The sequence below is a fragment of the Paenibacillus motobuensis genome, from assembly GCF_039521865.1.
In the GTDB taxonomy this organism is placed as follows: Bacteria; Bacillota; Bacilli; order Paenibacillales; family Paenibacillaceae; genus Fontibacillus; species Fontibacillus motobuensis.
This window is the reverse complement of the sequence record NZ_BAAACX010000009.1, coordinates 742,668-767,653: the sequence shown is the minus strand read 5'-3', so window position 1 is coordinate 767,653 and position 24,986 is coordinate 742,668. Positions and strand designations below refer to the sequence as shown.

At 48.7% G+C, this 24,986-nt stretch carries 23 protein-coding genes and 1 pseudogene; 23 read left to right on the top strand and 1 reads right to left on the bottom strand.

Going from position 1 to position 24,986, the window contains the following annotated elements:
* The 3 genes and pseudogenes from ABD014_RS14135 to ABD014_RS14125 form a co-directional block, all read left to right on the top strand.
* A pseudogene (locus ABD014_RS14135) lies at positions 1-579 on the top strand (flagellar hook-length control protein FliK); the annotation flags it as partial.
* On the top strand, positions 576-884 hold the full coding sequence (locus ABD014_RS14130) for an EscU/YscU/HrcU family type III secretion system export apparatus switch protein (RefSeq protein ID WP_343862064.1): 309 nt from the start codon (positions 576-578) through the stop codon (positions 882-884). The pseudogene ABD014_RS14135 and the gene ABD014_RS14130, both read left to right, overlap by 4 nt.
* 222 nt (positions 885-1,106) lie before the next feature.
* Positions 1,107-1,499 carry a YraN family protein gene (locus ABD014_RS14125; protein WP_343862062.1) on the top strand — a complete coding sequence of 131 codons (393 nt, stop codon included), beginning with the start codon at positions 1,107-1,109 and terminating at the stop codon, positions 1,497-1,499.
* A gap of 191 nt (positions 1,500-1,690) precedes the next feature.
* Here ABD014_RS14125 and ABD014_RS14120 read toward each other — a convergent pair whose 3' ends face one another.
* A complete protein-coding gene (locus ABD014_RS14120) occupies positions 1,691-3,277 on the bottom strand; it encodes a YifB family Mg chelatase-like AAA ATPase (RefSeq protein WP_343862140.1) in 1,587 nt (528 codons plus the stop codon).
* Positions 3,278-3,880: 603 nt separating this feature from the next.
* On the opposite strand from ABD014_RS14120, the gene sucC reads away from it, so the two are divergent.
* The 20 genes from sucC to flgG all read left to right on the top strand — a co-directional run bounded on the left by sucC (position 3,881) and on the right by flgG (position 24,950).
* Positions 3,881-5,041: an ADP-forming succinate--CoA ligase subunit beta gene (gene sucC / locus ABD014_RS14115; protein ID WP_343862060.1), complete on the top strand. Its 1,161-nt coding sequence runs from the start codon at positions 3,881-3,883 to the stop codon at positions 5,039-5,041.
* Between the two features lie 36 nt (positions 5,042-5,077).
* Positions 5,078-6,007: a succinate--CoA ligase subunit alpha gene (sucD, locus tag ABD014_RS14110; protein WP_343862057.1), complete on the top strand. Its 930-nt coding sequence runs from the start codon at positions 5,078-5,080 to the stop codon at positions 6,005-6,007.
* A 541-nt stretch (positions 6,008-6,548) separates the two neighbouring features.
* Entirely contained in the window at positions 6,549-7,640 is a 1,092-nt protein-coding gene (gene dprA, locus ABD014_RS14105) for a DNA-processing protein DprA (protein WP_379340546.1), read from the top strand.
* Positions 7,641-7,706: 66 nt separating this feature from the next.
* Positions 7,707-9,806: a type I DNA topoisomerase gene (gene topA, locus ABD014_RS14100; RefSeq protein WP_343862055.1), complete on the top strand. Its 2,100-nt coding sequence runs from the start codon at positions 7,707-7,709 to the stop codon at positions 9,804-9,806.
* A gap of 39 nt (positions 9,807-9,845) precedes the next feature.
* The gene (gene trmFO / locus ABD014_RS14095) at positions 9,846-11,183 is read left to right on the top strand and encodes an FADH(2)-oxidizing methylenetetrahydrofolate--tRNA-(uracil(54)-C(5))-methyltransferase TrmFO (protein ID WP_486189979.1); all 1,338 of its coding nucleotides are present in this window, start codon (positions 9,846-9,848) and stop codon (positions 11,181-11,183) included.
* Between the two features lie 221 nt (positions 11,184-11,404).
* A complete protein-coding gene (hslV, locus tag ABD014_RS14090; protein WP_343862051.1) occupies positions 11,405-11,947 on the top strand; it encodes an ATP-dependent protease subunit HslV in 543 nt (180 codons plus the stop codon).
* Positions 11,948-11,964: 17 nt separating this feature from the next.
* Entirely contained in the window at positions 11,965-13,371 is a 1,407-nt protein-coding gene (gene hslU / locus ABD014_RS14085) for an ATP-dependent protease ATPase subunit HslU (RefSeq protein WP_343862049.1), read from the top strand.
* A gap of 389 nt (positions 13,372-13,760) precedes the next feature.
* The gene (gene flgB, locus ABD014_RS14080; RefSeq protein WP_343862047.1) at positions 13,761-14,168 is read left to right on the top strand and encodes a flagellar basal body rod protein FlgB; all 408 of its coding nucleotides are present in this window, start codon (positions 13,761-13,763) and stop codon (positions 14,166-14,168) included.
* A 5-nt stretch (positions 14,169-14,173) separates the two neighbouring features.
* Positions 14,174-14,623 carry a flagellar basal body rod protein FlgC gene (gene flgC, locus ABD014_RS14075; protein ID WP_343862045.1) on the top strand — a complete coding sequence of 150 codons (450 nt, stop codon included), beginning with the start codon at positions 14,174-14,176 and terminating at the stop codon, positions 14,621-14,623.
* Between the two features lie 33 nt (positions 14,624-14,656).
* Positions 14,657-14,971 (top strand): flagellar hook-basal body complex protein FliE, encoded by a 315-nt coding sequence (gene fliE, locus ABD014_RS14070; protein WP_343862043.1) that lies wholly within the window; start codon positions 14,657-14,659, stop codon positions 14,969-14,971.
* Positions 14,972-15,004: 33 nt separating this feature from the next.
* Positions 15,005-16,597, top strand: coding sequence for a flagellar basal-body MS-ring/collar protein FliF (fliF, locus tag ABD014_RS14065; RefSeq protein WP_343862041.1), 1,593 nt, complete (start codon positions 15,005-15,007; stop codon positions 16,595-16,597).
* 11 nt (positions 16,598-16,608) lie between these two features.
* A complete protein-coding gene (fliG, locus tag ABD014_RS14060) occupies positions 16,609-17,625 on the top strand; it encodes a flagellar motor switch protein FliG (protein ID WP_343862039.1) in 1,017 nt (338 codons plus the stop codon).
* Positions 17,618-18,448, top strand: coding sequence for a FliH/SctL family protein (locus ABD014_RS14055; protein ID WP_343862037.1), 831 nt, complete (start codon positions 17,618-17,620; stop codon positions 18,446-18,448). The genes fliG and ABD014_RS14055 overlap by 8 nt, the downstream gene beginning before the upstream one ends.
* Before the next feature lie 11 nt (positions 18,449-18,459).
* Positions 18,460-19,779: a flagellar protein export ATPase FliI gene (gene fliI / locus ABD014_RS14050; RefSeq protein ID WP_343862035.1), complete on the top strand. Its 1,320-nt coding sequence runs from the start codon at positions 18,460-18,462 to the stop codon at positions 19,777-19,779.
* An 11-nt stretch (positions 19,780-19,790) separates the two neighbouring features.
* Complete coding sequence (gene fliJ, locus ABD014_RS14045; RefSeq protein WP_343862033.1) at positions 19,791-20,234, top strand: flagellar export protein FliJ; 444 nt, start codon at positions 19,791-19,793, stop codon at positions 20,232-20,234.
* Between the two features lie 253 nt (positions 20,235-20,487).
* The gene (locus ABD014_RS14040) at positions 20,488-21,414 is read left to right on the top strand and encodes a MotE family protein (protein WP_343862031.1); all 927 of its coding nucleotides are present in this window, start codon (positions 20,488-20,490) and stop codon (positions 21,412-21,414) included.
* A gap of 237 nt (positions 21,415-21,651) precedes the next feature.
* Complete coding sequence (locus ABD014_RS14035; protein WP_343862029.1) at positions 21,652-23,085, top strand: flagellar hook-length control protein FliK; 1,434 nt, start codon at positions 21,652-21,654, stop codon at positions 23,083-23,085.
* Positions 23,086-23,101: 16 nt separating this feature from the next.
* Positions 23,102-23,653: a flagellar hook assembly protein FlgD gene (locus ABD014_RS14030; protein WP_343862027.1), complete on the top strand. Its 552-nt coding sequence runs from the start codon at positions 23,102-23,104 to the stop codon at positions 23,651-23,653.
* Positions 23,650-24,039 (top strand): TIGR02530 family flagellar biosynthesis protein, encoded by a 390-nt coding sequence (locus tag ABD014_RS14025; RefSeq protein WP_343862025.1) that lies wholly within the window; start codon positions 23,650-23,652, stop codon positions 24,037-24,039. Before ABD014_RS14030 ends, ABD014_RS14025 begins: the two co-directional genes overlap by 4 nt.
* Before the next feature lie 89 nt (positions 24,040-24,128).
* Positions 24,129-24,950 carry a flagellar basal body rod protein FlgG gene (gene flgG / locus ABD014_RS14020; RefSeq protein ID WP_343862023.1) on the top strand — a complete coding sequence of 274 codons (822 nt, stop codon included), beginning with the start codon at positions 24,129-24,131 and terminating at the stop codon, positions 24,948-24,950.
* The last annotated feature ends 36 nt before the right edge of the window (positions 24,951-24,986 follow it).

The following is a 24,986-nucleotide window of genomic DNA, read 5'->3' as shown; positions in this document are numbered from 1 at the left end:
GTCCTGGCTGCGCACAAGAGCAGCCCCTTCATCGTCGGCGATACGCTGAAAGGGCTGCTGATGCAGGTGCTGTCGCAGGACGACGCTCCAGCACCGCTGCTGGATACTGCCCGGCAACTGGCCAGCCAATTGACCGGGCAGCAGCTACTGCTGACGACCGACCGTACGGCTCCGTTCGCACAAGTCACGCTATTTCTGCCTTTTATCGGACCAGATGGCGAGCAGACGGCGTCCGTACATATCGAATCGAGGCGTGGCCGCAAAGGTTTGCTCGATGCTGATAATTGTCGGCTGTGGTTCGATTTGCAAATGAAAGCGCTCGGCCAGATTATGGTCGATGTACAGGTGGCAGACAAGAAGGTACTGCTCAAGATTTATAGTGAGAATGAACTGGCCGGCACCTTCCTTGAGTCACGTCAGGATGAGGTAAGAGCTGCATTGGATTCGGCTGGGTACCAGTTGTTAGCCTTGAATGCGGAACCGTTGATCAAAGCTATTGAAGAGGACGGAGCCAATGATTTAACGATGTCTCAAGCCTACGCGCCCAGCTCATATAGAGGGGTGGACTACCGTGTATGAGTGAGGACAAATCACAGGAGCTTCCGCTCTCCATGAAGAAGGCAGTTGCACTGAAATATGAACCGTCCAAAGGCGATGCACCAATCTTAGCTGCCAAAGGCAGGGGGATGCTGGCTGAACGTATCCTGGAGACAGCCAAGGAGCATGGTATCCCGGTCCAGGAGGACCCGGCACTAGTAGAAGTGCTGTCCAAGCTCGATTTGGACCAACAGATTCCGCCAGAGCTTTATAATCTGGTGGCTGAAATACTCACTTTCATTTACCGTTCCGACAAGCTGGCTGAGGAAGAATGGTACTATGAATAATACGGAGCGCCGTGAAGCAAATTCACGGCGCTTGAAGTCTATATAAGCAGAATATGCCTGTTAAACCGATTTCTGACGAACCTGTTATCGTTCATGGTGATTTATATCAACAATTTGCCAGATATCTTTCCATAACTTATATTGGATTTATGCGTAATTATAATCTTTATATCCCTAACTCATACTTATTTTGCTTTAGAAGTTATGAAGGAGTCGTTACATATGAGTAATTCGAGAAATGAAAGATCGGGTACAGATGAACGCCAAGTTCGCGGCAGACAAGCGGAAAATATGGCGGCGCAATATTTGCAGAATCAGGGATATAGAATCTTGGCCAGAAATTGGCGCTGCCGGACGGGAGAATTGGATTTGATTGTAACCAAGGAGGAGCAGATTGTCATTGTCGAGGTGCGCAGCCGCAGCGGCTATGCTCTATCCTACGGTTTTCCTTCCGAGTCCATCACTCCTCGCAAAATTCGTAAAGTACGTGACACCGCCGCCGTCTATTTACTGCAAACAGCTAAGCAGACAGCTCTGGTCCGCTTTGATGTGATCACTGTTCTGTACCATGGAGATGGCGAGCCACAGCTGGAGCATTTAAAGGCTGCCTTTTAAATGCAATAAGATACCGGAGTGTTTATTAGAAAGTCTCGAACTAGACCTATCCAAGGATAAACCACGCCTGGACACTTAAAGATTGTTTGCTTGCGATGTAGAATTTCTTTGCCATGAAGATCAATTTCTATATCTATTAATCCCCCTCCAGAACCATATATACCCGTGGAAATGGAGGCTTTTATTTTGATTTACACGGTCTCAACCCTGCGCCGATCCAACTGACGGTATTGGATCGCCTCGGCGATATGGGCAGATGTGATACGGTCCGAGCCCTCCAGATCAGCGATTGTACGGGCCAGCTTAATGATCCGGTCATGGGCGCGCATGCTGAGCCCTAGCGTCTCGAACGAAGCCTCCAACAAGCGGCTCGCTGCAGCGTCTAGCGGGGCGAACTTACGTAACATCCGGCCAGATAACTCACTGTTACGGGTGAATGTGTAATTACGATATCGATTGAGCTGGATCGCTTCGGCTCTCTCAATGGCGGCACGCATCTCAGCTGAGGATAAAGGCTGGACATCACTTTCCCAATTGGCTGGACGCGGCACTTCAACATGCATATCGATACGGTCCAACAGTGGGCCGGATATCTTCTCACGATACTGAGCGATTCTGGCCGGGCTGCAGGTACATGGAGGAAGCGGCGGTTCAGACCCAAAAAATCCACACGGACAAGGATTTAATGAAGAAGCTAGAAGAAATCGAGCTGGGAACGTAAAAGAAGCCCGCGACCTGCTGATCGAGACGGCGCGCTCCTCCAGCGGCTGGCGCAGCACCTCCAGTACGCCCCGCGAAAATTCGGGCAGCTCGTCCAGGAATAAGACGCCGTGATGAGCGAGACTAACCTCTCCCGGCTTCGGTATGCTGCCGCCGCCAATCAGCCCAGCCCCTGAAATGGTGTGGTGAGGCGAGCGAAAAGGACGTACGCTCATTAAGCCGCCCCCACTGCCTTTTAATTTGCCAGCCGAGCTGTAAATTTTCGTAACTTCCAGAGCTTCCTCTTGGGATAGAGGAGGGAGAATTGTGGGCAGTCTGCGAATGAGCATCGTCTTCCCGGTACCAGGGGGGCCGATCAGAACGATATTATGCATGCCTGCTGCTGCGATTGTCAGCGCTCGCTTGACATGTTGCTGTCCAAGCACATCGCTGTAGTCCTCGGCAGGTGGCGGGAACAATACTGGCTCCTCGGCTGTTACCGGATGATCATGATGAATTTGCAAATGGGATAAAGAAGATAGGTGCAAAGGAGCTTGCGTACCCTTTTTATCGATGATCCCCTCTGGAGCCAGCTCCTTTAAGTGCCTAAGTCCATAAACATGAATTCCATCCAGCAGCATCGCCTCTGGTGCATTGTCTATAGGCAGGAGCACCGAGGTGAAACCTTGCTTCATCGCCAGATCGACCATAGCCAACACTCCTGGAACCGGGCGAAGCGTGCCGTCGAGCGAGAGCTCGCCGAGGATAAGCAGGCGCTCCTCCTCCGGTAGACGGATCTGCTCACTTGCTGCCAAGAGTCCGAGTGCGATGGCAAGATCGAAGGCGCTGCCTGCTTTGCGCAGATCGGCCGGCGCAAGATTTATTGTGACTCGCTGCAGCGGAAAGGTGTAGCCGCAATTTTTAATTGCGGAGCGTACTCTTTCTACTGCCTCGCGCACGGCAGAGTCCGGCAATCCAACTAGATTTACTTGAGGAATCCCACCGGACAGATCGACTTCCACCTCAATCAATACCCCATCGATCCCGTAAAGACAGGCACTGTAAAGCTTTCCGTACATGGACATAACGAAAAAACACCCCTTTTCCATAATAAGGAGGTTCAGTAGTAAGCTGAGTGATTAGCCCATACTTACGAACCTTCAGTTGACACCAGTTGCCTGGCAAATGGCGCCTTATCGAGGGAAAAAAGGTGCTTCCATATTTTCCGAACTATGCTTTGATCGTATCGTAGAAGTTTTTCTTAGAAATGTCAAGCATTACTGAATTCAAGCAAAAACATCACATCATTTTACCGAGTTGATCATCCATTATAGAATAAGAATTCATCTCATTTCGAGATGTGTTTCCCAGATCCGCTGCGACTCGCTTATATTGCTTGGCAAGTGAAAAAGTCGAATATATAAATATTCTGAAATAAAATGGCGATTTTAGAGGTGAAATAAAAAAGGTGGGAACTTTGAAAAGCGGGGATGATTTATCTCAAAATGAGATCAAATTGATATAAAAAAGTTGTGTATAAATCATGAACTTTTTAAGGAAAGCGTTTCAAAAACATGGTACAATGAGTGGGGTTTCAACGATTTGGCCATACCTGTGAGGTTCGTTACTTAGGGTTATGGAACAACTTCTAATACCGCCTGTTGATAGGAGGATTCTAAAGCATGAATATCCATGAATATCAAGGAAAAGAAGTGCTGAAGCAGTATGGAGTCGCTGTTCCGAAAGGACAAGTTGCGTTTACGGTTGATGAAGCTGTAGAGGCAGCGGCTGCGCTGGGCAGCCCAGTTGTCGTTGTGAAGGCGCAAATCCATGCTGGCGGACGCGGCAAAGCTGGTGGCGTTAAAGTCGCGAAAAATCTGGAAGAAGTGCGGACTTATGCACAGGAAATTCTCGGCAAGGTACTGGTAACGCATCAGACTGGACCGGAAGGCAAAGAGGTCAAACGCTTGTTGATCGAAGAAGGCTGCGACATTAAGAAAGAGTACTACATAGGTGTTGTTGTCGATCGTGGAACCGGCAGCGTCGTAATGATGGCGTCGGAAGAAGGCGGTACGGAGATCGAAGAGGTCGCAGCAGCAACTCCGGAGAAAATATTTAAAGAGGTAGTTGATCCTGCGCTGGGTCTGCAGACCTATCAGGCTCGCAGACTGGCTTACGCAATTAACATACCTAATGAACTGGTGAATAAGGCGGTTCAATTCATGATGGCTCTCTATGCGGCATTTGTCGACAAGGACTGCTCGATTGCGGAGATCAATCCGCTCGTAGTTACTGGTGACGGCAGTGTAATGGCGCTGGATGCTAAGTTGAATTTTGATTCCAATGCCCTGTTCCGTCATAAGGATATCGTTGCTCTGCGCGATTTGGAAGAAGAGAACGAGAAGGAGATCGAAGCCTCCAAGTATGATCTTAGCTACATTGCCTTGGACGGAAATATCGGCTGTATGGTTAATGGAGCAGGTCTTGCTATGGCGACGATGGACATTATTAAATATTATGGCGGCGATCCTGCCAACTTCCTTGATGTTGGGGGCGGAGCCACGGCTGAGAAAGTAACAGAAGCATTCAAGATTATTCTGTCGGATGCTAATGTAAAAGGAATTTTCGTTAATATTTTCGGAGGAATTATGAAGTGCGACGTCATCGCAGCGGGAATCGTAGAAGCGGCCCATCAGGTCGGACTTGATCGTCCGTTAGTGGTACGTCTAGAGGGAACAAATGTAGAGCTGGGCAAGCGTATTCTGGCCGAATCCGAGTTGACGATCGTATCGGCGGATTCGATGGCAGATGGCGCGCAGAAGATCGTTGCGCTCGTATCGTAATGTAATCACCTTATCCATAAAGGGGAGGCTTGAAGTATGAGTATTTTGATCGATAAGAATACAAAGGTTATCACCCAGGGGATCACGGGCAAGACTGCGTTGTTCCATGCCAAGGGCGCCTTGGACTACGGGACGCAAATGGTGGGCGGCACATCCCCGGGCAAGGGCGGCACTACGGTCGAGATTGAGTTAGAGAACAGACAAACGGCGAGCTTGCCGGTGTTTAATACAGTAAGAGAGGCTAAGGAAGCTACGGGTGCAACGGCGAGTGTTATTTATGTACCGCCGGCATTCGCTGCGGATTCCATCCTGGAAGCGGTAGAAGCGGAGCTTGATCTTGTCATTTGTATTACGGAAGGAATTCCGGTGCTCGATATGGTCAAGGTGAAGCGTTACATGGAAGGCAAGAAGACGGTGCTGATCGGGCCGAACTGTCCGGGAGTAATTACGCCGGGAGAATGCAAGATTGGCATTATGCCGGGTTATATTCATCTGCCAGGTCATGTTGGCGTTGTATCGCGCAGTGGTACGCTTACCTATGAAGCGGTTCATCAGTTAACAACACGTGGCATTGGTCAATCCAGTGCTATTGGTATCGGTGGCGATCCGGTCAAAGGCTCGGAATTTATCGATATTTTGCGCCGTTTTAATGAAGATGACAATACCCATGCGGTAATTATGATCGGCGAGATTGGCGGAACGGCTGAAGAAGAAGCGGCGGAATGGATCGCTGAGAATATGACGAAGCCTGTCGTCGGCTTCATCGGTGGGGTTACTGCGCCTCCGGGCAAGAGAATGGGCCATGCGGGTGCAATCATTTCAGGTGGCAAAGGTACAGCCAAAGAAAAGATTGCAAAGCTGGAGCAATGCGGTATTAAGGTCGCCCCGACTCCTTCCGAGATGGGGGCAACCTTGGTTGAGGTGCTTGAGGAACGCGGATTATTAGGCATGTGCACAACACATTAATATAGGAAGTTCAAAAAGATCGCTTTTGATCACGAAGTAAAACCCAGGGAGAGGCTCGGCATCGAATCTTGAATTCAGCCGGGCCTTCCGGTGCTCACGTACCCACTACGTACGCTACGCTCCTCAGTCCCTAGCTTCATTCAACCTTCTCGGTGCTGAAAACCGATCTTTTTGAACATTTATTTTAAGCGGAAGTTCAAAAAGATCGCTTTTGATAAGAAAACCTCTAAACGAAGTCATTCAAGGAGGAGCGACCGCGATTTAGAGGTAGGTTTTCTTGCGATATAGAATTTCATCAGCTTCCGCTGATAACGAATAAATTCTATATCTAACACGAAGTAAACCAGGGAGAGGCTCGGCGTCGAATCTTGAATTCAGCCGGGCCTTCTGGTGTTCCCTTATCCGATTTGCTATAATACTTTAAGCAAGTTCATATTGGTATATTTTAGGTAGATTAAGGTAAGCAACCTTCTAGGCCGAACGGCAGGGGGTTGCTTTTTTGTCGTTCACAAAACTTGTTGAGGATGAATGGGAGGATCAAATGGTGGATAGAAATGAAGTATTGATCGCATTGCATGAAGTGAATGGTCTCGGATGGAGGCGGCTCGAGGAAATCGTTAAGAGAGATACCGATTGGGCGCAAGCTTATCAGTTTAGCGCATCTGATTGGATGGAGAGAGGACTCGAGGCGGAATTGGCGCTGTGGATGACCCAGCAATTCACCTTGGATTGGATAGAAGAAAGATTGGAGCGCATGGCGCGTAAACGGATTAGACCGGTAACCATTTATGATGAAGAATACCCACTATTAATGAAGGAAACGGTTCGGCCACCCTGGGTTCTGTACACAATTGGGGATATGAAGCTGCTATCCGCTCTATCTGTAGCGATTGTTGGCACGCGGATTCCAACGGCTTATGGACGAAAAGTAGCCGCAGGGTTAACCGAAGGATTATGTGATAGAGGGGTCACAGTTGTCAGCGGCATGGCGCGTGGTATTGACGGAGTATGTCATGAAGCTGCGCTTAGCTGCGGTGGAAGAACCATTGCTGTATTAGGGACCGCGATCGATATCGCTTACCCGCCTGAGCATAACTCCTTGTATCGTAGAATCGCTGAGTCTGGATTGATCATTTCCGAATACCCGATAGGCATGAAGGGACATCCAGGAATGTTTCCGCAACGTAACCGCATAATTGCTGGGATTTCCCGTGGTACTGTCGTTGTCGAAGCGGACGCCCGCAGCGGATCGCTCATTACAGCGGACGCTGCATTGGAGGAAGATCGGGACGTATTTGCGGTGCCGGGTCCGATCACTTCCCCGAAGAGCCGGGGGACATTGGAATTGCTCAAACAAGGAGCGAAAATGGTCACGGAAGTGAGCGATATTTTGGAAGAATATCAGGCTTTTTTATCTTACTCGGGTATGACTTCGGAGAAGATATCAGAAGTTTGTGAGTTGACAGATGAGGAGCAGCGCATTTACGATATGTTGCAGCAGGGGATAAATCATTTTGATGATTTACTACTGCAAACGTCATGGGATTTTGGACTTTTACATTCAGTTCTGTTATCTTTAATCATGAAAAAAGCGGCGGTACAGCTGCCGGGTTCTGTTTATAAGATTATATAGTCCATTCCTATCGAAGAGTGGCTTGAACATATGACTATATACAATTGTTGAGAGGAGGATGGATCTGTGGCTGATTCTCTCGTTATCGTGGAGTCGCCTGCAAAGGCGAAGACGATCGGAAAATATTTGGGCAGCAAATACATCGTGAAGGCTTCTATGGGACATGTTCGCGATTTGCCGAAAAGCCAAACCGGGGTTGACGTGGAAAATGACTTCAATCCCAAATATATAACCATCCGTGGAAAAGGTTCAGTACTGAAGGAATTGAAAGACGCGAGTAAAAAAGTGAAAAATATTTATCTGGCGGCTGACCCCGATCGCGAAGGGGAAGCGATTGCCTGGCATCTTGCCCATGTGCTCGATGTAGATGCCTCGAAGGCATGCCGTGTAGTATTCAATGAGATAACGAAGCAAGCGGTTAAGGATGCTTTTAAAACACCGCGCAAGATCAATATGGATCTAGTCAACGCCCAGCAGGCGAGACGAATTCTCGACCGCCTGGTCGGTTATAAGATTAGCCCCCTATTGTGGAAGAAGGTTAAGAAGGGATTATCCGCTGGCCGTGTGCAGTCTGTAGCTGTAAAAATTATTTTGGACCGCGAAAATGAAATTTCGGCCTTTGTCCCAGAGGAATACTGGACGATTACAGCTGTCTTGAAAATCGGGGGCACTGAATTTGAGGCGAAATTTTATAAATACCGCGGAGAGAAGCTCGAGCTTGCGAATGAGCAGCAGGTTGGAGAGATTCTCAAAGCGCTAGAGGGCGCCGAGTTCAAGGTTGGCGAAGTGAAAGAGAAGGAGCGTCTTCGTCATCCTGCCGCACCGTTTACGACGAGTTCCCTGCAGCAGGAGGCGGCTCGCAAGTTGAATTTCCGTGCGGCTAAGACGATGTCTGTTGCCCAGCAGTTATATGAAGGCGTTGATTTGGGCAAGGAGGGCACGGTCGGTCTAATTACTTATATGCGTACAGATTCGACGCGGATTGCTACTTCGGCACAGGAGGAAGCCAAGGGATATATCGTGGATAAATTCGGAGAGAATTATGCCCCGGAAGCCCCGCGGCAATATTCGAAGAAGGCGGCTGGAGCTCAGGATGCCCATGAAGCGATTCGTCCTACATCGGCACTACGTGATCCAGAATCTGTGAAGTCATTTATGAGTCGTGATCAGTTCCGTTTATATAAACTAATCTGGGAACGGTTCATGGCTAGTCAGATGTCTTCGGCGGTACTGGATACGATGTCCGTCGATATTCCTGCAGGTGAAGTGACTTTCCGGGCCGTTGGCTCAAAGATTCGTTTCCCGGGTTTCATGAAGGTATATGTGGAAGGCAATGATGACGGAACGACGGATGACAATAAGTTCTTGCCTCCGCTGAAAACCGGCGATGTGCTGAAGAAGGAAGCTATTGATCCGAAACAGCATTTTACTCAGCCGCCTCCGCGATATAGCGAAGCACGGCTTGTTAAGACACTTGAAGAGCTGGGCATTGGACGCCCGAGTACGTATGCGCCGACCCTGGAGACGATCCAGAAGCGCGGGTATGTGGCGATTGAAGATAAGAAATTCATCCCGACTGAATTGGGTGAGCTAGTCCTGGAGCAGATGGAACAGTTCTTCCCGGAAATTCTCAACGTTGAATTTACCGCCCATATGGAGGAAGACCTTGACCATGTCGAGGAAGGTACCGAAGACTGGGTTCGCGTCCTGAGCGAGTTCTATGGGCCTTTTGAGAAGCGGCTAGAAGTTGCGGAGAAAGAGATGAAGGAGATCGAGATCGAAGATGAGGTGTCCGATGAAATCTGCGATAAGTGCGGAAGACCGATGGTCTACAAATTGGGCCGATTCGGCAAGTTTCTCGCCTGCTCCGGATTCCCGGAATGCCGTAATACGAAGCCGATCATCAAGGATATCGGAGTAACTTGTCCGAAATGTAAGGAAGGGCATATTGTTGAGCGCCGCAGTAAAAAGGGCAGAGTGTTCTACGGCTGCGATCGTTATCCGGAGTGCGACTTTGTATCCTGGGATAGGCCATCACCGATCCCTTGCCCTAAATGTGGATCGCTCCTCGTAGAGAAGCGCAATAAACAGGGCGGGAAGCTGCAATGCACCGCTTGTGATTTTGTACAGCCGATTGAGGAGAACGAAGACGCTGCGGGCGAATAAGACGATTCAATCATAATAAGACATATACAGCAGCGAATTCTGGGGGGATTTAAGTTGACAGATTCTAGTAGAGTAACCGTCATCGGCGCGGGGTTGGCCGGAAGTGAGGCGGCGTGGCAAATCGCCACCCGTGGTGTGCCTGTTACTTTGTACGAGATGCGTCCGGTGGTTAAGACACCGGCGCATCATACCGATAAATTTGCCGAGCTCGTATGCAGCAACTCGCTTCGAGCGAATGGGCTTACGAACGCCGTAGGCGTATTGAAGGAAGAGATGCGGATGCTGAATTCGCTCGTGCTCGGATCGGCTGACCGTAACGCAGTTCCTGCCGGCGGGGCGCTGGCTGTGGACCGCGATGGCTTCTCCGGGGAGATCACGAACACTTTGCGAGAGCACCCGCTGATTGAAGTGGTGAATGAAGAGATCAAAGAGATTCCGCAAGAGGGAGTCGTAGTCATTGCTACAGGCCCTCTAACTTCGCCGGCTCTTTCCGAGCAGATCAAGGCGTTAACGGGAGAGGATTACTTCTATTTTTATGACGCGGCTGCGCCGATCATTGAGAAAGAATCGATCGATATGAACAAGGTGTACCTTGCTTCCCGTTATGACAAGGGAGAGGCCGCCTATTTGAACTGTCCTATGACAGAGCAGGAATTTGATGCATTCTATGAAGCGCTCATCACCGCCGAAGTTGCTCAGCTTAAGGAGTTCGAGAAGGAAGTTTATTTTGAAGGCTGTATGCCGATTGAAATTATGATGCGCCGCGGCAAGCAGACCGCTTTATTTGGTCCAATGAAGCCGGTAGGGCTCGTGAACCCGCATACAGGTACGCTTCCGCATGCTGTTGTACAGCTTAGACAGGATAACGCTGCGGGGACGCTCTATAACATGGTTGGCTTCCAGACTCACCTTAAATGGGGTGAGCAGAAGCGCGTCTTCTCGATGATACCTGGCTTGGAAAATGCGGAGTTCGTCCGTTACGGCGTCATGCACCGCAACACATTTATCAATTCACCTCGGTTGATGCTTCCAACCTATCAGCTGAAGGAGCGCAGAACGCTCTTCTTTGCCGGGCAGATGACCGGCGTGGAAGGATATGTAGAATCCGCAGCTTCGGGTCTTCTTGCTGGTATCAACGCAGCTAGAATCGCTCGCGGCCAGGACGGAATCGTCCTACCTGAAGATACAGCGCTAGGTAGCATGGCCCGTTACATTACAACTGCGGACTTTGAGCATTTTCAACCGATGAATGCGAATTTCGGGCTGTTCCCTAAGCTGGATACAAGATATAGGAAGAAGGCTGAGAAGAATGAAGCTCTGGCACGGCGTGCGCTGGACAGTCTCCGCTCCTTCATCGCAGCTGAAGGGATGGCATAATTAGACTCTGGCTTTGCCGTGATATATCATAGAGATACGACATAAGATTTATTCAGGATAGAATTTTTTCGAACCTGCCCTAGAAAGATCTTTGATCGTATTGCATAGCGGACATAGCGGCACCCGTCTATGTCCTCCATAGTCTCCAGGATCTTCTTCCGGCCTGGATTGGAGGAGGTAGACGGGTGCTATAATTATCAGATGGAAGGATGCGGTTGTTCATGGTTCCTACTTTTCATGCTACTACTATTTGTGCTGTTCGTCACAACGGGAAGGGAGCAATTGCCGGAGATGGCCAAGTCACGCTTGGCGAGAGTGTCATTATGAAACAGACCGCCAAGAAAGTCCGCAGATTGTATAGAGGACAGGTACTGGCTGGTTTTGCCGGTTCGGTTGCAGATGCGATAACCTTGTTTGAGAAGTTCGAGGGTAAGCTGGAGGAGCACCAGGGAAATTTGCAGAGAGCTGCGGTTGAGCTGGCCAAGGAATGGCGTCAGGATCGCGTGCTGCGCAAGCTGGAGGCTCTTTTGATCGTTATGGACAAAACGGGGATGCTTATGATCTCCGGCGGCGGAGAAGTGATCGAGCCGGATGATGATATTTTAGCGATCGGCTCAGGGGGGAATTATGCCCTGTCTGCTGCGCGTGCCCTAAAACGCAATGCCGCCCAGATGGAGGCGAAGGATATCGTACGCGAGTCGCTGCAAGTCGCATCGGAAATTTGCGTATTTACGAATAGCAATATTATCGTTGAAGAACTTTGATGCGGGAGGGATCTTGGATGAATAATCAGAATTTAACACCACGGCAAATCGTAACTGAGTTGGATAAATATATTGTCGGACAGAAGCAAGCCAAGAAATCCGTTGCAGTTGCACTTCGCAATCGCTATCGCCGCAGCTTGCTCAGCGATGAGGTACAGGATGAGATCGTACCTAAAAACATTCTCATGATCGGACCTACTGGAGTCGGCAAGACCGAGATCGCTCGCCGCCTTGCCAAGCTGGTAGGAGCTCCATTCGTCAAGGTTGAGGCGACTAAATTTACTGAGGTAGGCTACGTCGGTCGAGATGTTGAATCCATGGTTCGCGACCTGGTGGAGGTTGCTATTCGTACGATCAAAGCCGAACGTACAGAGCAGGTGAAGGATAAGGCTGAGGAATTAGCGAATGAAAGGCTTGTACAGATTCTTGTTCCATCCGATCATAAGTCGAAGGGTGTACGCAACCCATTCGAGATGTTGTTCGGAAATGCCAATCAGAACTCTTCCTCAGGATCGGAACCTCAAGAAGAGGATAGCGGTGAATTGAACGAGAAGCGTCGTCAAGTTCGCTTCAAGCTGTTAGCAGGCCAAATAGAGGACGATATTGTGGAGATCGATGTAGAGGACAATGCGCCTAGCATGTTCGATATGTTTGCTGGTCAAGGTAATGATCAGATGGGCATGAATATGCAGGAAATGTTCGGAAACTTGCTGCCGCATCGGACCAAACGAAGAAAGCTGACGATCAAGGAAGCTAGAAAAGTGCTAACCCAGGAAGAAGCAGCTAAGTTGATTGACCAAGATGATCTGACCCAGGAGGCTATCCGCAGGGCTGAACAATCAGGCATTATTTTTATTGACGAGATCGACAAGGTAGCAAGCCGGGGGCAAGGTTCGGGACCGGATGTGTCTCGTGAAGGTGTACAGCGTGATATTCTGCCTATCGTTGAGGGTTCCACGGTTATGACTAAATATGGACCTGTTAAGACGGATTATGTTCTCTTTATTGCCGCTGGAGCTTTCCATATCGCCAAGCCATCGGATTTGATTCCAGAGCTGCAGGGACGTTTCCCGATCCGGGTCGAATTGGACAGTCTGACGCTGGACGATTTCGTATCTATTTTGACTGAGCCGAAGAATGCACTTACGAAGCAGTATTCAGAGCTACTGCGTACGGAGAATATCGAGATTGATTTCTCTGACGAGGCCATTCGGGAGATCGCTGCAATTGCGGCCAATGTGAATTCCAATACGGAGAATATCGGGGCGAGAAGGCTTCACACGATACTGGAGAAGCTGCTTGAGGATCTATCCTTCGAGGCGCCGGAATTGACGCTTGACCGAATGACAATCACGCCGGAATATGTTCGCAACAAATTAGGAGATATTGTGAAAGATCGAGATTTAAGCCAATATATACTTTAAATTTCCATTGACATGTCATACTAACCGAATGAAAAGGCCGTTAGACCCAGTATTATTAGGGGGGAACGGCCTTTTTTTAATCACTAAAGGAGTAATAGAGGGATTCTATAAGACTAGTTACTGTCGATATTCCTCGAAAAAATAGTAAAATTTTTAAATATTGTCAAATTCAAAGCCAATTATTTCAAAGATAGTGCTTTTTTCTTATTGTAATAAAATCGATTCTCCTAGAAACTTATGTTATATGACATGAAGATGTTTTTTTCTACAAACTAGCATGAACTGATAAATTTTTATCAGAAAAAATGTCGAAAAAAGAGGGAATGCCATCTGAATGTTGAATACGTACACTTAAGGAAAATATGCGAAACAATAAAGGGGGCGAAATAATGCAACTGTTGAACGGAATAGGGTTCACTCGGCTTGAGTCAGCAGTACAGGCGGCCAATATGCGCCAAGATGTGCTGGCCAACAATATAGCTAACGAAGAAACCCCTTATTTCAAACGTTCAAATGTGTCATTTGAGAGTTTGCTACAGCAGGCAAGTGAAGGAGATATGCCAACCTTGCAGGGCATTCGTACCAATAATAGGCATTTTGTCATAGGTCCTCCATCAGGCATGCCTGAGCCTGTGGTAACCACAGACAGGACGACAGCTATGAACAACAACATGAATAATGTCGATATTGATAGTGAAATGTCACAGCTTGCCGAGAATCAATTGAGATATAACACCTACATAGAGCAAATTAATTACCAGATTAAAATGAAGCGAAATGCGGTTGAAGGGAGATAACGGGGTTGAAGATCAGCGATAGCTTTAGTATCAGTTCTTCCGCTCTGACTGCGCAGCGTCTTAGAATGGACGTTATTTCATCGAATATTGCGAACGCAGAGACGACAAGAGCCCAGGTGGTTGATGGCAAGGCAGTTCCATATCGAAGGAAGATGGTTGTGCTGGAACCTAAGCAGCAGACCTTCGGACAAGCCCTGAATACAGCATTAGGCAGCGCAGATACAGCTCAGGGAGTCAAGGTTACAGAGATTAGGGAAGACAGTGCACCTTTCAAGCCGGTCTATAATCCGACCCATCCTGATGCGGATAACGAAGGATATGTATATATGCCGAACGTGGATATTCTCAAAGAAATGGTAGATATGATCTCGGCAACAAGATCCTATGAGGCCAATGTGACAGCACTGAATGCGAGCAAGGCGATGATTACCAAGGCATTGCAAATCGGCAAATAACATCTTTTATTTTGACTTAAGGAGTGTTGGTCGTTGATACAAAGCATGAATTTTAATACAGTAAAGCCTTTGGCAGGAATCGAGCAGTACAGCACAGCGGAAGCCAAGGGGAAGACCCCTGCGGAAGCCATGAAGAGCTTCGGCTCGTTCTTATCGGATGCTCTTGATAAAGTAGCCGCGCAAGAGCAGAATGTTCAGAATGTGAACGATAAGTTCCTGGTCGGTGAAGTAAGTGCCGATCAGGTAATGATCGCCTCGGAGCAGGCCTTGTTAAGTTTGCAATTAACTACGCAAGTGCGAAATAAAGTAATTGAGGCATATCAAGAAATCATGCGTACGCAAATTTAACGAAAACTAGCAAGCTTTGGATGAGGTGACGTCGTGAATGAGAGAATTGCCCAGTACCGGGATACATTAACGGGTTACTGGAACCGTTTCAGCAAGAAACAAAAAACGTTGTTAATTTCTACAGTTTCGATTATATTGCTGGCGATTATTCTGCTTACGGTTCAATTTTCTAAAACGGAATATGATGTCGCTTTTACGAATTTGGATTCCTCGGATGCAGCGGGTATTATTACTTACTTGGAATCAAGCGGTGTTCCGTACAAATTGAGCCCGGATGGCTCGAGCATTTCGGTGCCTAGCAAGAATGTGGCTAGAGTGAAAGTCGATGTCGGTTCACAAGGGATCGTTCAGAACGGTTCGATCGGACTAGAATCTTTCAACGAAAATTCTTCGTTGATCGGAATGACAGATAATGAGTTCAGTGTGAAGTACAAAAAAGCACTGAATGGCGAGGTAGAGCAACTGCTGAAGAGCATGAAGGGCGTCAACAATGCGAAAGTGTTGATCAATCTGCCAGCCGAAAATGTATTCGCGAGTCCTTCCGAGCAAGAGAAAGCTTCAGCTTCCGTAGTTGTTAGTTTCAAGCCGGGCTATCGCCCGACGCAGGAAGCGATTGATGGATATTTCAATCTAATCAAGACGTCGGTGCCTAATCTGCCGATCGAGAATATCTCCTTATCTTCCAGCGATGATAACGTTCTGCTCGCATCGGGAGAAGGGGGGAGCGGAGGCAAGATTGCTTCACTTACGACGGCCGTTCAGGAAAACATGGCTTTGCAGAAGAAATTTGAGAGCGATGTGCGCCAGAGCGTTAAGCAGTTCCTGTCCAAACTAACCGGACCGGAAAAGGTCGAAGTTCTGGTAGCCTCTACACTTAACTTCGATCAGGTTACTCAGAAGGATAACTTAGTAACTCCAGTAGATACAGAGAATATGAAGGGCATCGAAATCAGTGCCCAAAAAATTCAAAAGAGCTACACGGGCCAAGCTAATGGCGTAGGTGGCATAGCTGGAACCGGTGAGCAGGATGTTCCGGGATATCCGTCTGCTGGGACAGGTAACGGGTCTTCTTCAGAAGAGTCGTCCTCGACGATAAATTATGAAGTGAATCATATTACAAAGGATATTGTTGCCAGTCCTTATGTGGTGAAGGATCTAACCATTAACGCGGTGGTTGAACCACCGAACGGGCAACAGACTTTAGACCCTGCGACTGAATCAGCGATTCAGACCATTCTGGCTAATATCGTAGGTTCGTATCTTGCAGATTCCGGTACTACATATACAGACGCAGAACTACAACGAAAAGTTGCTGTCTATTCGCAACCATTTCATGGAACTGAGCAAAATGCTTCTGGCCTGAGCTTGTCAAGTCCGCTTGTATGGGGAGTCGGGGCAGCTGCACTGCTGGCGATTGCGGGAATTATCTTCCTGATGGTCCGCCGGGGCAGAAATCAAGAAATCGAGGAAGAAGAAATTCCAATGCCGCTTACACCGGAGTTTCCTTCCATCAATATGGAATCAGTCACGAACGAGAACCAAGTGCGCAAACAACTTGAGACACTGGCCAAGAAGAAGCCGGATGAATTTGTCAACTTGCTTCGCACATGGCTGGCTGACGAATAGAGGTGAACGCATTGTCAAAAGGAAATCCTACGGTACTTACCGGGAGACAAAAAGCGGCGATTCTGTTAATTACTCTTGGGCCAGAAGTGTCCGCAGAAATTTTCAAGCATCTGCGTGAGGAAGAGATTGAACAACTCACGCTTGAAATCGCAAATGTTCGCAAGGTTGACAGCGCTGATAAAGAAATGATCATGACTGAGTTTCACCAGATCTGCCTGGCTCAGGAATACATTTCACAAGGCGGTATTACTTATGCCAAGGAGATTTTGGAGAAAGCGCTTGGCGAGAGCAAGGCACAGGATATCCTCAATAGGTTAACAGCTACTTTGCAAGTAAGACCATTTGATTTCGCTCGTAAAGCGGATCCGAATCAAATTCTTAACTTCATTCAAAATGAAAATGCACAGACTATTGCCTTGGTATTATCATACTTGCAGTTCGAGCAAGCAGCATCTATACTGTCCTCTCTTCCACAGGAGAAACAGGCTGAGGTGGCTCGCCGGATTGCAATGATGGATAGCACATCGCCAGAGGTAATATCTCAGGTAGAGCGTGTGCTGGAGCAGAAGCTGTCAGCAACGGTGACTCAGGATTATACGAGCGCTGGCGGCATAGAGTCGATCGTTCAGATCTTGAACGGTGTCGACCGCGGTACAGAGAGGACGATTCTCGATTCCCTGGAGATACAGGATCCGGAACTTGCCGAGGAGATCAAGAAGCGCATGTTCGTATTCGAGGATATCGTCAATATCGACAACCGTTCGATTCAGCGGATTATCCGCGATATCGAGAATGCGGATCTGCAGCTCGCGCTCAAAGTGGCAAGCGAAGAGGTACGCGAAGCGGTATTCCGCAACATGTCCAAGCGGATGTCCGATACATTCAAGGAAGAAATGGAATATATGGGGCCGGTACGGCTGCGTGACGTGGAAGAAGCTCAGACTCGTATCGTAGCTACTATCCGCAGACTGGAAGAAGCCGGTGAGATCATTATTGCCCGTGGCGGAGGAGATGACATCATTGTCTAATCTGATTAAGGTGTCGCAGTACGTTCCGGTAGATGTTCTTAAGCAGCTGGATTTAGCGAGAACCTACGCCAAGCCCGAGGACGAAGTGTTCGAGGATGAGGCGGCCCCAACCGCCCAAGCTGATGCTATTTCGGAGGCAGATTTAGCAGCGGAGGAGGCCAGACGGCAAATGCTGGCCGATGCCAAGGATTTTGCTGAACAGCAAGTCAGGGCTGCTTCGGAAGAAGCGGAGAAGCTGCTAGCTGAAGCTCACGAACAGATTGAAGCTTGGTGGCGGGAGAAGCGAGAACAGGATGAACATCTTGTCGAGGCTATTAAGTCGGAGGGCTACAGTCAGGGCTATGAGGAAGGCAAACTGCAGGCCGAACAAGAACTGAAGACGAAGATTGATGAAATGATGCATGAGGCGAGTACGGTTCTGCAGCAAGCATATGTGGAGAAGGAGCGGATCATCCAAGAATCCGAGCCTTTTCTAGTCGAGCTAAGCTGTGCGATCGCCGAGAAGGTTATCGACAAGCAACTGGCGCTTGAACCATCATATACGGTGGATCTGATTAAGAGCAGCCTGGCTCGTAAGAGAGAGCAAGGGGAGATTACGCTCTGCGTAGCCCCTGCCCAGTTCTCCTTTGTACAAGCTGCGAGAGAAGAGCTGACGCTAGCGATTGATTCACAAGCTGAGCTTCAGATTCTGCCTGACCCGACTGTGAAGGATCGAGGTTGCGTTATACGATCCGCCTACGGTAGCATCGATGCCAGAATCGACACCCAGCTTGCGGAGATTAAGAAGGAATTGCTGCGTATCTCGCTGCAGACAGAGGAATAGGGGACGAAGAAATGACAACCATTAATTCATCGCGTTATATCGAGCATCTGAGACAACTTGATCCTGTGCGTGTTAATGGCAAAGTCACACAAGTCATCGGCCTGATGATTGAGTCCGAGGGTCCGGACGCAAGCATCGGCGATGTCTGTTACATATATCCGAATAAATCATCCCAGCCGCTTATGGCTGAAGTTGTTGGATTCCGCGACAACAAGGTGCTGTTGATGCCGCTCGGGGAGCTGCAAGCTATCGGACCCGGCTGTGACGTAGTCGGGACCGGGAAGCCGCTCACGGTGCAGGTCGGTTCTGAACTGCTAGGTAAGGTGTTGGATGGACTGGGGCAGCCGCTTGATGAATCGCTATTGCCTTCTAGACTAGGTCATTATTCCACCTTCGCGAGGCCAATCAACCCGATGAATCGCCCTAGAGTCGAAGAGCCCATTAGCATCGGTGTTAGAGCGATCGATGGACTGCTTACAATCGGCAAAGGCCAGCGGGTAGGTATCTTTGCTGGTTCAGGTGTCGGGAAGAGTACGTTGATGGGCATGATTGCCCGCAATACTTCAGCGGATGTTAACGTAATCGCTCTAATAGGAGAACGTGGTCGCGAGGTAAGAGATTTTATCGAACGAGATCTCGGGCCGGAAGGACTAGAGCGTTCGGTTGTTGTCGTAGCAACGTCCGATCAGCCGGCACTCATCCGGATGAAGGGGGCGCTGATCGCGACGACGATCGCGGAGTATTTCCGCGACCGTGGGCTGAATGTGATGCTCATGATGGACTCCGTCACCCGTTACGCGATGGCACTTCGTGAAGTCGGGTTGGCCGTCGGCGAACCTCCAGCGATGCGCGGTTATACACCGTCGGTGTTCGCCGCACTTCCTAAGCTTATGGAGCGAGCAGGAACTGGACCTGTCGGTTCGATTACGGCTTTTTACACTGTGCTGGTTGATGGGGACGATATGAATGAGCCGATAGCGGATGCGGTACGAGGGATTCTCGATGGACATATTGTCTTGAACCGTAGCATTGCTAATCGGGGACATTTTCCGGCCATTGACATCATGGCAAGCATCAGTCGTGTCATGAAGGACATTGTGTCCAGAGAACAGAACGATGCCGCCGAGAATTACAAACGATTGCTCGCAGTGTACAAGGATTCTGAGGATTTGATTAATATCGGCGCCTACCAGCAAGGATCCAATGCGGAGATTGATGAAGCGCTAAGCTATATTCAGAGTATTTGGGCCTTTTCGAAGCAGAGGGTGGATGAGAAGGTCGTATTGTCAGAAGCGCAAGAGCGTTTAATTTCCGAATTTACTAGGGAGTGACAGGTACAAGGATGAGGTTCCGTTATGTCTATCAAAAAGTCGTAGATTTGAAGTCTAATGAGAGAACTCAGGCTGAATGGATGCTCTCTGCTGCTGCCCGTGAACTGGAGGCTCAGCGGCGTTCCTTGGAGCAGCTTTTCTTGGATCGCGCGAATACTTTGTCTGAGATTCAGTCGGAAATGGAAAATAGGGCTTCGGTAGTTAAGCTGCAGGAACTACAGTACTATGCAGATTACTTGGAAGTGTGCATTTCACAAAAAACCGGTGAGGTAAGGCGTGCCGAAATCAATGTTGATAAGAAAAAAACGCATTTGACCGGCAAAATGCTCGATGAGAAAGTGTGGCTTAAAGCGAAGGAAAAGGCGCAGCAAAAATTCCAGCACGAGATGCTTCTTCGGGAACAACACGAACTGGACGAGATGGCTACGGTCCGGTTTGCCATGAAAGCCCGCTAATGATATGCGTTCTAGAAACTACTTCTTATAGAAGTGCATGTTTAAAAAGTCAGACTTTCAGCACCGAGAAGGTTGGATGAAGCTAGGGACAGAGGAGCAGAGCGTACGTTTTGGGTACGTGAGCACCGGAAGGCCCGGGGGAATTCAAGATTCGATGCCGATTAAGCTACCTGCGCTACTTCGTGATCAAAGGGGGACTTTTTAAACAACCTATAGGAGTAACGGGCATGGGTTTACGAAGGAGGGGATATAAATGGCCAAAAATGAGGTAGAGCTTGACGAACAATTGGAGGAATCAGGCGGAGGATTCACACGATTTTTATTCTTCGTGACACCGATTATATTCCTTATTGTTATGCTTACGGTGCTTATGGCATTGTTCAATATGAATTTTCGGGATACTTTGTTTGACTTCGGCAAGCAAATTCCAATCGTAAAAAATTGGATTCCTGACGATGGCTCACCTGAAGCGAAGAAGAAAGAGGAGACGAAGCTGCAGGAGAAGAGTTCCGAGGCGACAATCAAGCAGCTTAAGGAACAACTGGCCAAGCAAGAGTCACAACTGCAGGAAGCGAACTCTAAGGCTCAGGAGCAATCCGATCAGGTGAAGAAGCTTCAAGATGCTCTGGATACGGAGCGTGACGCTTCGTCTAAAGCCGCCCAGGAAGAGCAAGACGCGAACTACTTGAAGGAAGTCAAGAAGCTGTCGCAGATCTATGCGGAGATGAGTCCAAGTAAGGCAGCGGCGATTTTTGACAAGCTGACAGAGGAAGAGACACTGCAGATGTTCAGCGTCATGAGCAACGATAGCAAGGTAGCGATACTGGAGAAGATGGACCCGCAAAAAGCGGCTGACATCTCGATCAAATTGAAGGATGTCAAACCTTCTGAAGATTTGAATATCGCTGCCTTGCAATCCAGGCTCAAGAAGGAAGCCGAGATCGGGAGCACTGCTGCTAATAAAGGATTGGATGATGCTCAATTAAGCGCGACATTTGCATCGATGTCGACGGAATCGGCTGCCAAGCTTATTCTACAGACCTATAAGATCAGCCCTGAGAAGTCGCTTAAGATTCTACGAGCAATCGACGATTCGACCCGCTCGAAGATTATGACCGCGATGACAGACCAGGATGAGAAAGCATCGGTCAAAATATTGAATCAGCTTGTAGCAAAATAAAAGCCTAATTCAAGATTCGAAGTCGAATAAACTTTCAGTTATTTACTTCGTGATCACTTTAAGTCCGCTTTTCAGCACCGAGAAGGTTGGATGAAGCTAGGGCGTGAGGAGCGGAGCGTACGTAGTGGGTACGTGAGCACCGGAGGGCCCGGGTGAATTCAAGATTCGAAGTCGAATAAACTTTCAGTTATTTACTTCGTGATCAAAAGCGGACTCTTGAAAGGAGGTGAAAAAGATATGAGCCAAACAGTAACCAATCTACTTGCTGGAACCCAAGCAAACTCGATTATGTCCACCGGAAACAGTAAGGGAACTGCTACCGTAGACCCGGCACAGTCGTTCAGCCAAGCTATGCTGTCTATGATGACAGGGGACGGTAAATCTCAGCAAACGCAGCTTCTGACCCAGCTCAATGCTCTGCTCGGCGTTATATCCGAGGCAACTGGCGGAGAAGCTGAGGTTGATCCTGGTGCTGAGTCGCTGAACAGCATGATGGATAGCCTGCTTCAGCAGCTTGAGCAGCTTGATGAAGCACTGGTTGACAATCCTGCGCTATTGTCTGCGCTGCAGAGCTGGATGATTCAGGCCCAGCAAACGCTACAGCCAAGCGATATTGTTCGAGATACAGAGACGTTGTCTACGATCGAAGCTAAGGTGCCTGCACTGGCACAACATATGGAGACAATAAAATTTGCGCTCCATGATACATTGCTTCAATTGGCTGCTGCGAATTTGGAATCCAGGTCAGCGGGTTTGAATAGTAATGGTGTTCAATCCTTCGAGAATTTACTCGGATCTCTGAAGAGTATTCTGGCGGAAGCTGGATTATCTGGAGAAGTGAAGGGCGCAGATGCTCAGCACCCACGATTTACTGTCTCGAATAGAGGGCAAAATGTAATTCCTCATCTGGCTGCAGACAGAAGTCTACGTATAGATGCAGGTCAAGGTAACGTTGCGAAGGTGGATGAGACAATTCCTACAGCTCATCTGGCACGTGCCGTTGATTTAACTGCAGCAGAGGCAATTACAGCGAGTGGCCGAGTTCTTGAAGGTGCCGAGAAGTCGGGTTCTGGATCTAACACGGCGGATGACCTGTCTAACTTTCAATTAGGACATGTCGTGACTGCTGGCCAACTTGCTCTTCGCGATGCGGGTACGGCCCAACTCACGGTCAAAGCACCACCAGTTCCTGTGGAGAACTTCGGCAAAGAGGTTGGACAGTTTCTGATTAATAAGCTGGATATCATTAAGACTCAGGGTATGTCTGAGGCGAGAATTTCCTTGAATCCTCAGCATCTTGGCAGTGTAGATGTCCAAATTAAGATGCAGAACGGCCAACTGGTAGCGCAGTTTATCACGGAGCACGCTTTTGCCAAGGAGTCATTGGAGGCACAGATGTCACAGCTTCGCTCAGCATTGCAGGCCCAGGGACTCCAGGTAAGCAAGCTGGAGGTCACCCAGAATACATCTCTCTCATCGCATATGTATCATGATGGACGGCAGCCTGGAAGTGGAAGCAATGGGCAGCAGCAAAGCAAGCGGCGTGATGTGACCGTCTCTGAGGAAGAATTGCTGTCAGTCTATGATCTGAATGAAGAATGGAATAACTGGATCAGCGAAGTGCGAGCGAAAGAATTGAATATGGGCAGTTCCTTCGTAGCGAGAGCATAAGAGAGGAGGCAAGCAAATGGCAGACGTTGTTACGTCAAAGGTCATGTGGCCGAATTACTCAGCCGAGAATGTGGCCAAAGCAAGCAAGCTCGATAACTCCTTGGGCAAAGACTCCTTCCTCAAATTGCTGATCACGCAAATGGGGAATCAGGACCCGTTGTCTCCGATGGACAATAAGGATACGATTGCTCAATTGGCGCAGTTTACTTCAGTGGAACAATTGATCAATATATCTGATCAGATCGGCAAGTTGAGCCAGTCGCTCGGCAACACTTCCGGACTTATTGGGAAGGTTGTTAGCTGGAATACATCCACTACTACCAAAGAGTACGATATAGCAACTGGTAAACCGTCAGTTATATCTGAGAAGGCTAGCGGCATCGTGGAGGCAGTTATTGTCCGCGGCGGTGAAATGTATGTTAAGGTAGGCAATCAGGAGATTGAAATATCCAAGGTTGAGAGAGTGGAAAACCCGCAAGAAGCGGAGAATCCTTCGACGGAAAATCCACCTCCTGTTGAGAACGCTCCGGAAGATCCGTCCACTGGACAAGGGGCTGAGACAGAATGAATGAGCCTGTACGTGTAGGCAATCTATATCCTGGCATCGTTCATCCTGGTGCTTTACAGCAACCTAAGAACCATATCGGTGGCAATGCTCAACCTCAAGGGAATTCCTTCAAGGAACTGTTCCAGGACGAGCTGTTCCGGTTGAGCAACCATGCGGTCAAGCGTCTGGAGCAGCGGGGAATAGAGTTGAAGCCTGATCAGATTAGCAAGATCAATTCGGCCATCGATCGTGCAGCGGCCAAGGGAGCCAAGGATTCATTAATTCTAATGAAGGACATGGCGCTGATCGTTAATGTTCAGAACCGAACCGTTGTTACCGCGATGGACAAGAACAGTATGCAGGATAATGTGTTCACTCAGATAGATAGTGCAGTGATCATTTCTTAATTGGCTGGCCCGGATTCGGAGAGCCAAGCAGAGGCCGCAGATCGACTGAAGCGGCTCTAACAACTATCAGTAACGGGAGGAATATATCAATGTTAAGATCGATGTACTCTGGCGTGTCCGGGATGCGCGGGTTTCAGACGAAACTTGACGTAATCGGCAACAACATCGCCAACGTGAATACAGTTGGTTTCAAATCTGGACGCGTAATGTTCAAGGATATCATGAGTCAGACGGTATCCGGAGTCACTGCACCGAATGAAGGAGAAAGCGGTGGCGTGAATGCCAAGCAAATCGGCCTTGGCGTATCCATCGGCTCGATCGATACGATGCATACAGGCGGAAGCGCCATGACGACTAATAATCCGTTGGATCTGCGGATTGATGGGGATGGATTCTTCCTTGTCAAATTGTCTCCTGATCAGGAAGTTCCTTTTCTGACGAGAGCAGGGGACTTCCATCTGGATGCAGCCCGCCAATTGGTTACTTCTGATGGATTGCTTGTATGTGATGCCGGCGGCGAGGTACTTGAACCAATTGGCGAGGATGTAACAGCGTTCTCGATTGCTGCTGACGGAACGATCGTACAGAAGATGAATACGGGAGAGACTGAGCCAGGTGCTCAAATCGGTGTAGCCAAGGTCACGAACCCGGAAGGACTCGAGAAGATTGGTGGCAATCTGTATCGAGTTACACTGAACGCCATTGCCGATGGAGAGCTAGAGCCGACAACAGCAAATAACGCTGAGTTGGGTACAGGTTCAATTATCGCTGGTCAGTTGGAAATGTCCAATGTCGATTTGACGGGTGAATTCACAGAGATGATTGTCGCGCAGCGTGGATTCCAGGCGAACTCCCGAATTATTACGACTTCCGACGAAGTATTGCAAGAAGTTGTTAACCTGAAACGCTAAGCCTAGCATAACGGGGGAGGGAGATCCCTTCCCCGA

Coding starts and splice junctions, on each gene's coding strand:
- dprA (WP_379340546.1), top strand. CDS start 6,549: ATGGTGGATAGAAATGAAGTATTGATCGCATTGCATGAAGTGAATGGT.
- ABD014_RS14040 (WP_343862031.1), top strand. CDS start 20,488: ATGGCCAAAAATGAGGTAGAGCTTGACGAACAATTGGAGGAATCAGGC.
- fliJ (WP_343862033.1), top strand. CDS start 19,791: ATGAGGTTCCGTTATGTCTATCAAAAAGTCGTAGATTTGAAGTCTAAT.
- flgB (WP_343862047.1), top strand. CDS start 13,761: ATGCAACTGTTGAACGGAATAGGGTTCACTCGGCTTGAGTCAGCAGTA.
- ABD014_RS14125 (WP_343862062.1), top strand. CDS start 1,107: ATGAGTAATTCGAGAAATGAAAGATCGGGTACAGATGAACGCCAAGTT.
- sucD (WP_343862057.1), top strand. CDS start 5,078: ATGAGTATTTTGATCGATAAGAATACAAAGGTTATCACCCAGGGGATC.
- ABD014_RS14030 (WP_343862027.1), top strand. CDS start 23,102: ATGGCAGACGTTGTTACGTCAAAGGTCATGTGGCCGAATTACTCAGCC.
- ABD014_RS14035 (WP_343862029.1), top strand. CDS start 21,652: ATGAGCCAAACAGTAACCAATCTACTTGCTGGAACCCAAGCAAACTCG.
- ABD014_RS14120 (WP_343862140.1), bottom strand. CDS start 3,277: ATGTACGGAAAGCTTTACAGTGCCTGTCTTTACGGGATCGATGGGGTA.
- ABD014_RS14130 (WP_343862064.1), top strand. CDS start 576: ATGAGTGAGGACAAATCACAGGAGCTTCCGCTCTCCATGAAGAAGGCA.
- sucC (WP_343862060.1), top strand. CDS start 3,881: ATGAATATCCATGAATATCAAGGAAAAGAAGTGCTGAAGCAGTATGGA.
- hslV (WP_343862051.1), top strand. CDS start 11,405: ATGGTTCCTACTTTTCATGCTACTACTATTTGTGCTGTTCGTCACAAC.
- ABD014_RS14025 (WP_343862025.1), top strand. CDS start 23,650: ATGAATGAGCCTGTACGTGTAGGCAATCTATATCCTGGCATCGTTCAT.
- flgG (WP_343862023.1), top strand. CDS start 24,129: ATGTTAAGATCGATGTACTCTGGCGTGTCCGGGATGCGCGGGTTTCAG.
- fliI (WP_343862035.1), top strand. CDS start 18,460: ATGACAACCATTAATTCATCGCGTTATATCGAGCATCTGAGACAACTT.
- hslU (WP_343862049.1), top strand. CDS start 11,965: ATGAATAATCAGAATTTAACACCACGGCAAATCGTAACTGAGTTGGAT.